Here is a 13,569-nt window from a genome sequence, read left to right on the forward strand (position 1 = left end):
TACATCCGCCTTAAAAAATATAACCAATTAAAATCCCGGCCAAAACAATTACCGGCGGACTTATTTTCGTATAATTAAGCAACAGGAACGTTGCCAGCATAATGGCCAAAAAAAGCCAGTTAAAACCCATTGGAATTAACAGTAGAATAAAAGCCGCGATAATAAAACCAACGCTAACGGCATTGATACCCGAAAGGCTGTGACGAATTCGGGAAATCTTTTTTAGATCATCCCAGAAAGGCACAATAAAAAGAACCAAAATGAGTCCGGGCAGATTAATGCCGACCACACCAATTAAACCTCCAAGTATCTGTCCCCACATGCCATAGCCGAAGTTTTTCATGCTCAGCGCCCCCAGGTAGCTTGTAAATGAAAACGTTGGACCAGGCAAAGCTTGTTGTAAAGCAAATCCAGATAGAAACCCTGATGCATGAAGATAATGCTTCATTTCAACAAACTCTGTGTACATCAGCGGAACCAAAACCTGCCCGCCGCCAAATACAAGTATTCCGTTTCGATAAAAATTTTCGAGTAAACGTATTGGCAAACTAAAAGGAGATGTTCGGTTTATAATTGCGCCAACTAAGGCAAACAAAAGCAATGCACTGAAAAAGTAAATTAACTTTTTAGGGTTAACATTTGAAAACAACTTAACCCTTAACTCTGCTTCCTCTTTGGGCGTTTCAATTGCTGATGAAATCATGCCGCCCACAAGAATTGCCAGCGGAAAAACGTAGGCATTCTTCAACACAAATGTAGCAACCACAGCAGCAATTGAAAGGAAAACAGACATTTGAGAAGTAAGCACTTTTTTAGCTAACTTGAAGGCTCCAAAGGCAACAATTCCCAAAGCAATCGGTTGTATGTATTCCAGGATATCGATAAATTTCTGCTTTTGATCAAGCATCGCATAGCTAATTGCGGCAAAAGTCATAATTGCCGCAGTTGGCAAAATCCAAATCAAAAAGGTAACGATTGCAAGTTTCAGTCGCCCAACTTTCCAGGCGATACCTACCAGAGTTTGCGTAGACGCCGGACCAGGCAGCACCTGCGCCAGAGCGTTTAGTTCCAGAAGTTCTTCTTCTGTTATAAATTTTGTGTTATAAACAAAGTACTTTAAAAGCAGTGCCAGGTGTGCCTGAGCACCTCCAAAAGAGGTAAAAGTAAAAAAAAGTACATTCCTTAAAAAAAGTAACTGCTTTTTAAATTGTAAAGGTTTCGCCTGCATTAATATTGTTTTTTACCCCGCTGTTTTAAAACCTGTACCTTTAATCATCTTCGTAATCTAACCCGGCAGCAGTGTTGTAGGCTCCCTGTAGTTCAGAAAATGCATGCATATCTCTTTTGGTTCTGGCAACTGTCATTCCCTTTTGATAAATTTCGATTGCTTTCTTTTTTGCACCATCCTTTTCGTATAATTTCCCTAAATGGTAGTAAGTTCCTACATAATCAGGATGTTTATCAGTTAATTGAAGGTAAAAAGAATAGGCCTTTTCCTTATCATTTTGAGCGTTATACTCTGTGGCTAAGGCATATAGTATAAATGGATCATTCGGATCGCTCTCCAAAAATTCTAATAACTTACTTAAACGGGTTGATGACATTTTATTTCCTTGCTTTTTTAATTAAATTTGCAGAAAGACCTTATATATTAAACGTAATTATATGAAAATATTAGTTTGTATCAGTAACGTGCCAGACACGACGACAAAAATAACTTTTACCAACGATAATACCGAATTCAATACTGCAGGTGTACAATATATTGTTAACCCTTACGATGAGATTGCGTTATCCAGGGCAATTGAATTAACCGAAGGCGGAAAGGGTACTGTAACTGTAATAAATGTTGGCGAGGCAGGCAACGACCCAACCATTAGAAAGGCGCTTGCCATTGGCGCAGACGACGCCGTAAGGGTGAACGCGGCGCCTAGAGATGCTTATTTTGTGTCAAAGCAGATTGCTGAATATGCAAAAGACAAAGATTTCGATATTATACTTACAGGTCGGGAATCTATTGATTACAATGGTAACCAGGTTGCAGCCATGGTAGGCGAGTTTTTGGATATTCCTTCCATTTCAATCATTAAAAAATTAGACACTGATGGTACTAATGCTACCATAGAACGAGAAATTGAAGGTGGAAAAGAAGTGGTTACCGTGACAGGTAAATTTATTGCAAGTTGCGCTGAAGGCGTTGCTGAGCCAAAAATTCCAAATATGCGTGGCATTATGTCGGCCAGAACGAAGCCATTAAACGTAGTTGAAACTGTTTCGATTGAAGAAGTAACCAAAGTTGCGAAATACGAAACCCCTGCCCCACGTGGCACCGTTAAATTAATACCGGCAGAGCAAACAGAAGAATTAATTAATCTGTTACACAGCGAAGCCAAAGTTATCTAAGCGGCATTATCAATTAACTAAATAATTTATCACAAGTCCTTTTCTTTGAGGGATATAGAATTAAATATATGTCAGTATTAGTATATGTAGAACAAGCTGAAGGAAAATTTAAGAAATCGGTTTTCGAAGCTGTTTCTTATGCCAAAGCTATCGCCGATCAGCAATCAACTAATTTAACAGCAATTTCTATCGGCGACGTAGCAGAAAGCGAGTTGAACGAACTGGGAAAATATGGTGCTTCCAAAGTATTAAATGTAAGCGCAGCGCAATTAAAAACTTTTGTTAACCAGGCTTATGCCAGTGTAATTGCTGCAGCTGCAGAAAAAGAAACTGCCGACATCGTAGTGCTTTCCAATTCGTTTTCAGGAAAAGGTCTTGCTCCCCGCATCGCGGTAAAACTGAAAGCTGGTTTGGCTGATGGCGCAGTAGAGTTACCAAAAATTGACGGCTCAAAATTCGAGGTGAAGAAAACAGCCTTCTCAGGAAAGGCTTTCGCCATCACAGAATTAACTTCTGCAAATAAAATTATTGCTTTAAATCCGAATGCTTTTGGTGTAAAAGAAAATGCAACTGAGGTAGCTATCGAGAATTTCTCAGCAGACATAAAACAATCAGATTTAGGAACGGTAATTAAAGACATTGTTCGTGCAACTGATAAAGTATCATTACCAGATGCAGAGTTGGTTGTTTCTGCCGGCAGAGGCTTAAAAGGCCCCGAGAACTGGGGAATGATTGAAGAATTGGCGGGCTTACTGGGGGCAGCAACGGCTTGTTCTAAGCCAGTTAGTGATGCCGACTGGAGACCGCATTCAGAACACGTAGGCCAAACTGGAATAGCGATTAGTCCTAATTTATATATCGCGATTGGTATTTCAGGTGCTATTCAGCATTTGGCGGGCGTAAGTTCGTCAAAAGTTATTGTGGTGATAAATAAAGATCCGGAAGCACCGTTTTTTAAGGTTGCCGATTACGGTATTGTAGGTGATGCATTTGAAGTTGTTCCAAAATTAATCGAGGCTTTAAAGGCACACAAAGGATAATCATGTTATTAAGAGTGTTGGCTAAGTGCTTAATTAAGCATTTCGTCAGGCCTTAAATGACAGTTTGAAATATGAAAAAAGTAAAATTAGATATCGTGGGCTTATCGTACAGCCAAACTCAGTCTGGGGCTTACGCATTAGTTTTAGGTGAAGTAAATGGCCGAAGACGCTTGCCTATCATTATCGGGGCTTTCGAGGCGCAGGCGATAGCCATTGAGATAGAGAAAATGACGCCTAGCAGGCCGCTTACGCATGATTTGTTCAAGTCGATGGCGGAAACTTTTCATATTCACATTCAGGAAATTATAATTTATAACCTGGTAGATGGAGTCTTTTATGCTAAGTTGATTTGCAGCGATGGCAAAAACACACACGAAATTGATGCGAGAACCTCTGATGCAATAGCCCTAGCCGTTAGGTTTAATGCATTGATTTATACCTATGAATTTATTTTAGCCTCGGCAGGCATTGTGATTGAAGGCAATGATTTTCTTTTTCTTGAAAACATGGATAGCATTGCCAAAGAACCTGATGCGGATACCATTCCAATCGCTACCAGTCAGCAGGGTTTTACAGACCTCACGGTAGAAGAACTGCAGCAAAAGCTTCAGGAAGCAATTGCAGACGAGGCTTACGAAAAGGCAGCCAGGATTAGAGATGAGCTGAATAAAAGAGGCAAATCTTAATCTTCGTAATTCTCTTCGAATACGTTACAAAGCTTTGATTATAGCATTAATCAACAGAAGGAAAATGGATTTAGACCAGCCCAAATTGTTTAAAATAATTTGGGCTCATTTTTTAATTATGATTCAAAATAGTTCTATATTCAGCCTTTACTTTCAAAATCAAACAAAACTATATGATGAACGTTAAGTTTCGCTTAACCATAATGAGCTTTATGCAATTTTTTGTGTGGGGTGCATGGCTTATCACGATTGCGAATTATTGGTTTGGAACAAAACAATGGGACGGAACCCAGTTCGGTGCAATTTTTGCAACGATGGGTTTTGCGTCGCTCTTTATGCCAACCTTAACTGGCATCATTGCAGATAAATGGGTTAACGCAGAAGTTTTGTACGGCATTCTTCATATTCTATATGCCTGTGTTTTGTTTTATCTACCTCAGGTAGAAAGCCCAAATGCCTTCTTTTGGACTATCCTTATTGCCATGTGTTTCTACATGCCAACAATATCATTAAGTAACTCCATCTCCTATACCACTTTAAAATCGGGTAACCTGGACGTGGTTAAAGATTTTCCTCCAATCAGGGTTTGGGGAACGGTCGGCTTTATCGTTGCCATGTGGATTACAAATTTAACGGGAAACAAAGCAAGCGCTTATCAGTTTTACATAGCTGGCTCGGGTGCACTCCTCTTAGGCTTATATGCCTTTACATTACCAAAATGTAAACCTAGCAAGTTAATTTCTGAAAAGGCATCCGTTATACAAACACTGGGTTTAGAAGCTTTTAAGCTTTTTGCAAACTATAAAATGGCCCTTTTCTTCATCTTTTCTATGTTTTTGGGCGGTGCTTTACAGCTTACCAATGCATATGGTGATGTATTTTTGGATGAGTTTAAGCATTTTCCAAAATATGCAGATTCTTTTGTAGTTAAGTATTCTACAATTATCATGTCTATTTCGCAGGTATCAGAAACGCTCTTCATTTTGGCCATTCCATTCTTTTTAAAACGTTTCGGCATTAAGAAGGTAATGATTATTGCAATGCTTGCCTGGGTTTTCCGCTTCGGCCTTTTTGCCTACGGTAATCCTGCAGGTAATTTATGGATGATAATTTTATCATGCGTAGTGTACGGTATGGCTTTCGATTTCTTTAATATTTCGGGCTCATTATTTGTAGAAACTTCGACAACTGCAAAAACACGTTCGTCGGCACAAGGCATGTTCATGATGATGACAAACGGATTTGGTGCCGTGTTCGGGAGTTTGGTTTCCGGTTGGATGATTGATAAATACTTCACTAAATCGTTCTCTACAATTCAGGCAACCTCAGAATTTGTAGGTTCAGAGCCTACAAATAATCATTTACTTGATTTCGTGAAAAGTCAGGGCGTAAGTATTTTAAACAATGGCACCTTCGATAAAGCTATCCATATGAAAGACTGGCATAGCATATGGTTGTCATTTACCATTTATGCATTAATTATAACAGTCCTTTTCGCCTTGCTTTTTAAGCACAAACATACCAGAGCCGAAGTTGAAGCCATTGAAGCAATAAGTCACTAAAATTATTTTCGAAATCCCCTATGTCTGCAGGTAAATACAGAAAAGAACATAATTGTTTAAACTGCGGTTCTCATGTAGAAACGCATTATTGTAGCAACTGTGGTCAACCTAATTTAGAGTTAAAAGAAAGTTTTTGGGGATTCATAAGTCATAGTATCGCTCATTATTTCCATTTCGACAATAAGTTTTTTCAAACGCTAACTCCACTCCTAACCAAACCCGGACAAGTTACGCTCGATTATTTAGCTGGTAAAAGAGCTAGATACATCAATCCGGTGAGCATGTACATTTTTGTTTCTATCGTTTATTTTTTGGTGGCATATTCACCAGAGCACAGCACAAACAACGAGGATCATGTTGATGCAAAAACAAGAGTTCAGCAAAAGGCTACAATAGATACCGTTAATAATAAGCTTGAAAAATCTGGAATTTTTGGCAAGGCACCGGGAATTGCAGACAAAGTTAAAGCAAAAATTAAAGAGGATTTTGACAGAAGTACGTTTAAAAATCTTGATTTTAAAACGCAGACTGTTGTTCTCGATGATTTGAAAAAACAACAAAAAGCGAAGAAATCAGACTCCTTGCAGAAAATTATTGAAAGGTTTAACACCATTCATAACGATAGAAATGATTCAACTTATGATGCATATCTATCGAGACAAAAAAATTTACCATTGATTGAAAGAGACAATTGGTTTGAGCGAATGGTTACAAAACGTTCAATTACAATCGGACAAAAATCTGAAGTGATACAGGAAACTTTAGAGCATAACAGGCCGAAGCAATACTTTTTGCTGATGCCTTTACTTGCGCTATTTATTATGTGGAATTTTAGAAAAAATCATATTTATTACCTTGACCACTTGATATTTACCATACATGGGATGACAGCGTACTTTATCGTCTCCATTTTTACCAAACCACTTATGAAGTATGTATTTGGTGAAGACTCAATAATTTCAAATCTAATTGGACTTGCTATTATAGTATGGATTTGCTGGTATATGTTTAATGCATTGAAGATATTTTACCAGCGCAAGAAAGTGATTTTCAAAATGATGATGATTTTTGTGCTGTATGCTATCGCATTTAAACTAACAGAAATGGTGATGTTAAATTTAATTTATTACGTAGCAACATAGATGAGATTATCAGGCAAAAAAAAAAGCTTCAGAATTTCTGAAGCTTTTTTTTTGCCTGATTGGATTACTTTCTGTCTTTCAAGGCAACGAAATCTCTGTCAGTTTCACCAACATAGATTTGTCTCGGACGCCCAATTGGTTCTTTATTCTCGTGCATTTCTTTCCATTGTGCAATCCATCCAGGTAAACGTCCAAGTGCGAAAAGAACCGTAAACATTTCTGAAGGGAAACCTAACGCCCGGTAAATAATTCCTGAATAAAAATCTACGTTAGGGTATAATTTTCTGTCGATAAAATATTGATCAGTTAAGGCGGCTTCTTCGAGTTTCTTAGCGATTTCTAAAATTGGATCATCGATTCCCAAATTTTCTAAAATATCATCACAAGCTTTTTTAATTATCTTTGCACGAGGGTCGAAATTTTTGTAAACCCTGTGCCCAAAGCCCATCATGCGGAATGAGTCATTTTTATCTTTGGCTTTGTTAATCCATTTTTCAGTATCGCCACCATCAGCTTTAATTAATTCAAGCATATCGATAACGGCCTGGTTAGCACCACCGTGAAGCGGCCCCCAAAGTGCTGCAATACCTGCTGAAATTGAGGCGTAGAGATTACAATCTGATGAACCCACAATACGAACCGTAGATGCAGAACAATTCTGCTCGTGGTCTGCATGTAAAATCAATAACTTGTTCATTGCGTTAACAACGATAGGGTTTACATCATAATCTTCAGTACGCTGACCAAAGGTCATCCAAAGGAAATTTGTTACGTAATCGTATTTATTTTTTGGATAGATAAGCGGATGGCCTAAAGATTTTTTATAGATAAACGAAACTATCGTCGGCAACTTGGCCAACAATTTAATAATTGTTAAGTTTTGCTCCTCAGCAGTTTGATTTGGCTTTAAACACTCTGGATAGAACGTTGACAAAGAGAAAATTAGCGAACCTAACTGACCCATTGGATGAGACCTTGATGGATAACCGTCGAAGAATTTTTTCATATCTTCATGAATCAGCGTGTGTTTACTGATATCGGCCTGAAAACTATCTAGTTGTTCCTGGGTAGGTAAATTGCCGTATACGATAAGATAAGAAACTTCTAAAAAGCTAGACTTTTCAGCAAGTTCTTCAATAGAATACCCTCTGTATTTTAAAATCCCCTTCTCTCCGTCTAAAAAAGTAATTTTACTTTTGGTAGAGCCTGTATTTTTAAAACCTGTATCTAAAGTTACAAATCCGGTTAAATCTCTTAATTTAGAAATATCAATGGCTTTCTCGTCTTCTGTTCCTGTAATTACCGGTAACTCTATCGTTTTACCATCAACTTTAATCTCTGCAATATCTGACATATTATTGTGTTGTGTTTATAGCTTTCTAATTTATATAAAATTAATATACATGCATAGCAAATCTGTTAATTTAATATGAAATATTAGTCAGGACGACGTAACAATCATGATTTATAACAGTGCACTTTAGCAATCCTACTTTGCCTTTATTTCCTCAATAACCCGGCCGCAGGTTAACATTTCTTTCCCATAATACGGGTTTTTAATATCCTTTTCGGTTGATAGCCAATCTCCCCCATCACCCTTGTTAGCCATCGGACAATGCTGAACATAAATTGTTCCTTTTTCAATTTCGCCTGATTTGATGAAGGCTATCAAATCCATGCTTAAAGCGGTAAAGTTTTTTCTTTGTGCGACAAGATTTTTCGTTTCACCAATTTTTTTGGCAATACTGGCCGTAGTTTCGCAGCCCTCATAAGTAGCCAGGCTTTTTTCGAGTTTGAGACCATTTGTTTGAGCGGCACCAGCATCTGAATTAACCAAAGCATCTTTCAAATCTTCGTACTGAGCAAAAATTTCCATTTTTTTCTCGTCCTTAATTACAATGGGTGCTTGAGTTGAAGAACTAACTTGAGTAGAATCATTTTTCTCAACCGTTTTGTGCTCACTTTGGTTACATCCCATTAACACGGTTAATATTGCAACTCCGGCTATTCGTTTCATTGTATTTGGTTTTGGCCTCAAAATAGCAATTTTAAAGTTAAATAAATAAAAAAAGCCCCCGAAAAATTCGGAGGCTTCTATTAAATGATGTTTCGATTATAATTTGAAATTATATCCAAGTCTTAATGCGTACTGACCAGTTTTCATAAAGTACAAGTCAGAAGAACTATTATTAACGTAACCTTCATACTTCACGCCTACTTCAAGTCCGTTGGTCCACTCGTAACCCAAGCCACCAGTATAAATAAAGTTCATATTAGCACCGTCTTTTAATGCTAAGCCAGTACCTGCGCCACCAGTTAAAAACATTCTGTCTACAACGAATGCTTTAACGCCGCCCATTAAAGGAATAAATTCAAAATTTAGCGGACTGCTTTTCCATTTCAATTTTGTATAACCGCCAGAAGCTGTAATGGCCACCGAAGGGCTTAAATCGTATTGCAGTCTAACATCTGCTCCATATCCGTAATCCATTTCAGATTTATCAGGAAAAAGACCGCCCTGTACACCTACGCCCACTTTAAACGCCATGCCACTATTTGCCGGCATCGAAGTGGTAGTCATTGTTTGCGCTTTTAAGTTTGTTGTTGCAAAAACCGCAAAGACGGAAGCGGCTGCTAAAAATTTAGTAATTGTTCTCATTTTGGATGTATTTAAGTTATTAATTAAGGGTTTAATAATACTTACGTAGATAAAATGAAAACAGATTTTGTAAAAATTATTTTTTTTGAAAATACTGAAAATAAAAAAAGCCCCCGAGTATTCGGAGGCTTAAGATAAGTTTTAAACTTACAATGAAAAACCGTAAGCTAAGCGAATGCCAGCAAAGCCAATACTTCCATTATTTGAATAACCTTCATATTTAGCGGCTAAATCAAGTCCGTTACTCCAAGCGTAACCAATTGCAGGAGAATAAACGAATGCAGTACCAGACCCTTTGTTAGTTCCGAAACCAGCACCTAATTCAGCCAAGCCATATGCACCTGCACCAGAATCATTAAAGAAATATTTTGCACCAACTTTTACAGGGATGATACCAAAACTACCACCACCAAAAGAATCTTTAATAGAGAAATTATTATAACCTGCAGTAACAGGGATTGATAATTGCTTATCTACATTAAATTGATATCTGATATCGCCACCGATAACCAGTCCGTAACCTGTAGTAGTTCCTGCGCCAACATTTAAACCAATACCTAAGTTTCTTGATTGAGCATTAACGTTGGTAGAGAAAAATAAAGCTACTGCAGCTACTGAAGTTGCCATAATTTTAGTAATTGTTTTCATTTTGATATTTTTTTTTGAGTTAAACGAATATGCCTCAGCAAACACAAACCCTGTGCCAAACGACAAAGAATTGGTAGCTTAAGTTTACAATTAGGTCATATTTAGCACACAAAACAGAAAAATCACCAGTTTAAAACCTTTTCAACAATTTGTTGTTTCAAAAGGTTGTTTGATTGAGCGGCATCTAGCCAGTTTATCTTAACACCGTCTTTTTCCATCTTCCTAAAAAAAGTGTTCTGTCTTTTAGCAAACTGGCAAATTGCAGTGCCAAGTCTGAGCTTCAGGTCATCAAAGCTAAGTTCTCCTGATAGATATGAAACGATGAATTTATACTCCAACCCGTAAAAAATCAGCATTTCCTTACTTACTCCGTTGTTGAGCAAAGTTTCCACCTCTTCTATCATGCCATTGCTTAGCCTGAATTCAAGCCTTGCCAAGATATTTGCTCGTGTTTGTTCGACTGCGTTTTTCAAACCAAAAACAACAGGGGTAATCTTTGGCCTCGAAATTTCCGGAATGGTATGTTCACGAAGGTATTCAACGATCTCAATAGCCCTTATTAACCTTTTCTTTGAAGAAAGATCGACATTCCTGGTAAATTCCTTCGGATGTTTCTCCAACTCATTCATCAAAGTTTCACGAGGCAGACTTTCCAGTTGCAATCTCAATTCGTTATTAACGGGAACGGCTGTAAAAGGTTGGTTTTGCAAAATGCTGTGAATATACATTCCGGTGCCACCACAGAGAATTGGTAAATGATCACGACTTAATATCTCCTGAAAGGAAGCATAAAAATCGTTTTTAAAAGCATCAACATTGTATCGCTCGCCAGGCTCCAGAATATTGATTAAATGAAATGGTATCGATTTTTCTCCAATCTGATACTCCTCCAAATCTTTACCTGTTCCAATATCCATCTTCTTAAAAACCTGTCGACTGTCGGCGCTGATAATTTCTCCATTTAGCTCATCCGCAATTTGTACCGCCAGTTTGGTTTTACCAGATGCAGTTGCACCTAAAAGTATAAGTAAAGGGTTTTCGGGTGTCTTCAAAATTTTAAAATAAATTTTAAGCTGCCAGTGTTGAAAACTTGCAAACCATGGCTTTCAGAACCTTCTTTAATCAAAATTCGATTGAATCTATCGTCTAAAACAAAATGCTGTGGTTCTAAAACCGCAACTTTTTGAAAGCCCAGTTTTAAATAAGCGTCGCCGGAAGACCAGTCGCAATCTGCATAGGTCATTATATCTGCAGGGTTATGCACGTTTTTTGCATGGTTGATTAGTTTGCTCAGTCCTCCGGTTATCGAAAAGCCACCAGAAACCGCAAATCTTATCAACTCTATTGATTTGTAATTAGCCGAATGGTTCATTTTCCGAAGTGCAGAAAAAGTAGCAACGGCAACCAGCTCATCTAAATAATATAAACCATATTTATATCGGCTACTTACAGCTCCCTGCAAATGGTTTTCATTTAAAAACTTATCAGCGATGGCTTTATCGAGTCTTAAACAGTTTGTCTTTCTACCGTGAATGGTTTTGTTTAAACCGAGAAGAGATTTAACCCTAAAAATGACTTGTTTTGCTTTGCTTAGCCACACGTCTTCCCATAAATTTATGAGCTTAACACCCTTATGTAGCTCAAAATTTTGAAGGGCAATGAGTTCTGCCGGGAAAAAGCGGTTTTCAATATTAATGAGGTTAATAGAAAGATTGTGTGCTGGGAACGATACAACAGTAAAATAATCATCGTTGCAATCAAAAACAATTTTTTGTTCTGGAAGTGCAGCCAAAAAATTATTTTTCCAGGTATCAGGAAATATTTGCCGGTTCGATTGCGCTGTAGTCAATAAGATTAATTAAAGATATTGAACCACAAATTTAGAATTTCAAACCGACAATGGGTCTAAATCCACTCCTTTTCTTTAAAGTTTGTGTGAATAATTTCTATAAGTGTTTCCACCTCTTTAAGTCTGTCATCAGTTAACTCAGCAATTGATAAGCCGGCCTTATTATCTCCAAATTCGGTGAGGTTTTGTTTAGACGATTCGAATTCAGTTGTATTCAACTTTACTTCGACGGCGTTACCACTAATGTAAATTCCGGCAAAAAATCTTTCAGTTACTTTCTCTCCATCTATCTCTACATTCTTTTCACTGTACAAATCGTAACCAGTTTCCGAATTTTCGTGTACGGTATAGCCACGCGTTGCGTAGGGCTGTAAACTTGCTCTGATGGTTTGGAAAATTTCTACTAAATCGGTTTTCATAAGCTTAATTATAGCTACTAAACACCCGCACAATGTAATTGTTTAATCAATATGATTTATCCACCATTTTTTTTGAGGAAAACTTTCGCCTAAAACTACCGTTTCACCAAGTTTTGGGGTGATTACCGGTAGATTCCTTTTTTCAGCTTCGAGCGTGAGGCGTTGAATTGGCTCATTCCATTTATGCATTGCCAAACTAAATTTCGCCCAGTGTACAGGCATTAAAGTCTTAGATTTTAAATCGATAGCAGCCTGCACTGCCTGTTCAGGAAACATGTGAATATATGGCCATAACTCATTGTATTGGCCACATTCGAGCAGTGCGAGATCGAAAGGCCCATATTCATTTCCAATTTTTTGAAAATGTGTATCGTAACCTGAATCTCCTCCTAAAAATAATTTGTACCCGGCAACTTCTAACACAAAAGCCGACCAAAGTGTTTGATTACGCTTAAATTTTCTTCCCGTAAAATGGCGTGCTGGCACACCGGTAAGTTTTATCAAGTTTGATAGGTTTATTTCCTGATACCAGGAAAGCTCAGTGATCTTGTTGGTTTCGATACCCCATTTTTCGAGGTGCGACCCCACACCAATCGAGGTTACAATGTTTTTAACCCTTGGTGCAATTTCGAGGATGCTTTTATAATCGAGGTGGTCATAATGGTCATGGGTAATCACTAAAACATCAATATTTTTAAAATCAGCAGCCTGAACAAACTCAGTGCCGGGGAAAGCTTTGCTACCGATGAATGAGAATGGAGACGCTGTTTTGCTGAAAACCGGGTCGACCAGTATACGCTTACCATTAATTTTTATAAGATATGAGGAATGGCCAAACCAGATTATTTCAGGCTTGTTACTTTTGGCTACCGCGTCTAAATCCGGCATTACAAAAGGAAGAGCTTTGTTTGGCACTTTTTCAGGTTCCTTATTAAATATGAATTTTGTTAACAAGGTAAAAAAGCTAACGCCTTCTGGCTGCATCGGCGTGTAGGATAAATTTTGAATAGCGCCCGCCCTGTAATTTGGTAACTGATGAATTATTTTGAGTCGCGAGCCCTGAGGCAAACGGCCGAAAACAGGCAAATTAACAATGATAGCAAAGCTTAGAATAATAAAGGCTAGAATATAGACAACGATCATTTATTTTTTTGGTGTAAT

The 13,569-nt window shown here is 37.8% G+C and carries 15 protein-coding genes; 5 read left to right on the top strand and 10 right to left on the bottom strand.

Annotated elements, in window-relative coordinates; translation table 11 throughout:
• Positions 1-10 precede the first annotated feature (10 nt).
• Together chrA and AC0IWT_RS04540 are read right to left on the bottom strand one after the other, a co-directional pair.
• The gene (gene chrA, locus AC0IWT_RS04535; protein ID WP_471796173.1) at positions 11-1,228 is read right to left on the bottom strand and encodes a chromate efflux transporter; all 1,218 of its coding nucleotides are present in this window, start codon (positions 1,226-1,228) and stop codon (positions 11-13) included.
• Between the two features lie 40 nt (positions 1,229-1,268).
• Positions 1,269-1,604 (bottom strand): tetratricopeptide repeat protein, encoded by a 336-nt coding sequence (locus AC0IWT_RS04540; RefSeq protein WP_471796174.1) that lies wholly within the window; start codon positions 1,602-1,604, stop codon positions 1,269-1,271.
• A 61-nt stretch (positions 1,605-1,665) separates the two neighbouring features.
• Here AC0IWT_RS04540 and AC0IWT_RS04545 point away from each other — a divergent pair, with 61 nt between their 5' ends.
• From AC0IWT_RS04545 to AC0IWT_RS04565, 5 genes are all read left to right on the top strand, one after another.
• Positions 1,666-2,403, top strand: a complete 738-nt coding sequence (locus tag AC0IWT_RS04545; RefSeq protein ID WP_471796175.1) for an electron transfer flavoprotein subunit beta/FixA family protein — start codon at positions 1,666-1,668, stop codon at positions 2,401-2,403.
• Between the two features lie 68 nt (positions 2,404-2,471).
• Entirely contained in the window at positions 2,472-3,443 is a 972-nt protein-coding gene (locus AC0IWT_RS04550) for an electron transfer flavoprotein subunit alpha/FixB family protein (RefSeq protein WP_471796176.1), read from the top strand.
• Positions 3,444-3,514: 71 nt separating this feature from the next.
• A complete protein-coding gene (locus AC0IWT_RS04555) occupies positions 3,515-4,129 on the top strand; it encodes a bifunctional nuclease family protein (RefSeq protein ID WP_471796177.1) in 615 nt (204 codons plus the stop codon).
• Between the two features lie 176 nt (positions 4,130-4,305).
• On the top strand, positions 4,306-5,691 hold the full coding sequence (locus AC0IWT_RS04560) for a nucleoside permease (protein ID WP_471797205.1): 1,386 nt from the start codon (positions 4,306-4,308) through the stop codon (positions 5,689-5,691).
• A 20-nt stretch (positions 5,692-5,711) separates the two neighbouring features.
• On the top strand, positions 5,712-6,833 hold the full coding sequence (locus AC0IWT_RS04565) for a DUF3667 domain-containing protein (protein WP_471796178.1): 1,122 nt from the start codon (positions 5,712-5,714) through the stop codon (positions 6,831-6,833).
• 64 nt (positions 6,834-6,897) lie between these two features.
• On the opposite strand, the gene AC0IWT_RS04570 is transcribed toward AC0IWT_RS04565, so the two are convergent.
• From AC0IWT_RS04570 to AC0IWT_RS04605, 8 genes are all read right to left on the bottom strand, one after another.
• Positions 6,898-8,187: a citrate synthase gene (locus tag AC0IWT_RS04570; RefSeq protein ID WP_056872316.1), complete on the bottom strand. Its 1,290-nt coding sequence runs from the start codon at positions 8,185-8,187 to the stop codon at positions 6,898-6,900.
• Between the two features lie 135 nt (positions 8,188-8,322).
• Entirely contained in the window at positions 8,323-8,850 is a 528-nt protein-coding gene (locus tag AC0IWT_RS04575) for a DUF3347 domain-containing protein (protein WP_471796179.1), read from the bottom strand.
• Positions 8,851-8,946: 96 nt separating this feature from the next.
• Complete coding sequence (locus AC0IWT_RS04580) at positions 8,947-9,492, bottom strand: porin family protein (protein WP_157274976.1); 546 nt, start codon at positions 9,490-9,492, stop codon at positions 8,947-8,949.
• Between the two features lie 147 nt (positions 9,493-9,639).
• Positions 9,640-10,140 (bottom strand): hypothetical protein, encoded by a 501-nt coding sequence (locus AC0IWT_RS04585; RefSeq protein ID WP_056872449.1) that lies wholly within the window; start codon positions 10,138-10,140, stop codon positions 9,640-9,642.
• A gap of 122 nt (positions 10,141-10,262) precedes the next feature.
• Entirely contained in the window at positions 10,263-11,192 is a 930-nt protein-coding gene (miaA, locus tag AC0IWT_RS04590; protein WP_471796180.1) for a tRNA (adenosine(37)-N6)-dimethylallyltransferase MiaA, read from the bottom strand.
• Positions 11,189-11,989 carry a GNAT family protein gene (locus tag AC0IWT_RS04595; protein ID WP_471796181.1) on the bottom strand — a complete coding sequence of 267 codons (801 nt, stop codon included), beginning with the start codon at positions 11,987-11,989 and terminating at the stop codon, positions 11,189-11,191. The genes miaA and AC0IWT_RS04595 overlap by 4 nt, the downstream gene beginning before the upstream one ends.
• 56 nt (positions 11,990-12,045) lie before the next feature.
• Entirely contained in the window at positions 12,046-12,408 is a 363-nt protein-coding gene (locus tag AC0IWT_RS04600; RefSeq protein ID WP_056872321.1) for a hypothetical protein, read from the bottom strand.
• Positions 12,409-12,450: 42 nt separating this feature from the next.
• Positions 12,451-13,551, bottom strand: a complete 1,101-nt coding sequence (locus tag AC0IWT_RS04605) for an MBL fold metallo-hydrolase (RefSeq protein WP_471796182.1) — start codon at positions 13,549-13,551, stop codon at positions 12,451-12,453.
• Between the last annotated feature and the right edge of the window lie 18 nt (positions 13,552-13,569).

The sequence above is a fragment of the Pedobacter sp. AC464 genome, assembly GCF_979253075.1.

Bases quoted from the DNA above. Each gene is read 5' to 3' on its own strand.
- chrA (WP_471796173.1), bottom strand. From the start codon at position 1,228: ATGCAGGCGAAACCTTTACAATTTAAAAAGCAGTTACTTTTTTTAAGG.
- AC0IWT_RS04540 (WP_471796174.1), bottom strand. From the start codon at position 1,604: ATGTCATCAACCCGTTTAAGTAAGTTATTAGAATTTTTGGAGAGCGAT.
- AC0IWT_RS04545 (WP_471796175.1), top strand. From the start codon at position 1,666: ATGAAAATATTAGTTTGTATCAGTAACGTGCCAGACACGACGACAAAA.
- AC0IWT_RS04550 (WP_471796176.1), top strand. From the start codon at position 2,472: ATGTCAGTATTAGTATATGTAGAACAAGCTGAAGGAAAATTTAAGAAA.
- AC0IWT_RS04555 (WP_471796177.1), top strand. From the start codon at position 3,515: ATGAAAAAAGTAAAATTAGATATCGTGGGCTTATCGTACAGCCAAACT.
- AC0IWT_RS04560 (WP_471797205.1), top strand. From the start codon at position 4,306: ATGAACGTTAAGTTTCGCTTAACCATAATGAGCTTTATGCAATTTTTT.
- AC0IWT_RS04565 (WP_471796178.1), top strand. From the start codon at position 5,712: ATGTCTGCAGGTAAATACAGAAAAGAACATAATTGTTTAAACTGCGGT.
- AC0IWT_RS04570 (WP_056872316.1), bottom strand. From the start codon at position 8,187: ATGTCAGATATTGCAGAGATTAAAGTTGATGGTAAAACGATAGAGTTA.
- AC0IWT_RS04575 (WP_471796179.1), bottom strand. From the start codon at position 8,850: ATGAAACGAATAGCCGGAGTTGCAATATTAACCGTGTTAATGGGATGT.
- AC0IWT_RS04580 (WP_157274976.1), bottom strand. From the start codon at position 9,492: ATGAGAACAATTACTAAATTTTTAGCAGCCGCTTCCGTCTTTGCGGTT.
- AC0IWT_RS04585 (WP_056872449.1), bottom strand. From the start codon at position 10,140: ATGAAAACAATTACTAAAATTATGGCAACTTCAGTAGCTGCAGTAGCT.
- AC0IWT_RS04600 (WP_056872321.1), bottom strand. From the start codon at position 12,408: ATGAAAACCGATTTAGTAGAAATTTTCCAAACCATCAGAGCAAGTTTA.
- AC0IWT_RS04605 (WP_471796182.1), bottom strand. From the start codon at position 13,551: ATGATCGTTGTCTATATTCTAGCCTTTATTATTCTAAGCTTTGCTATC.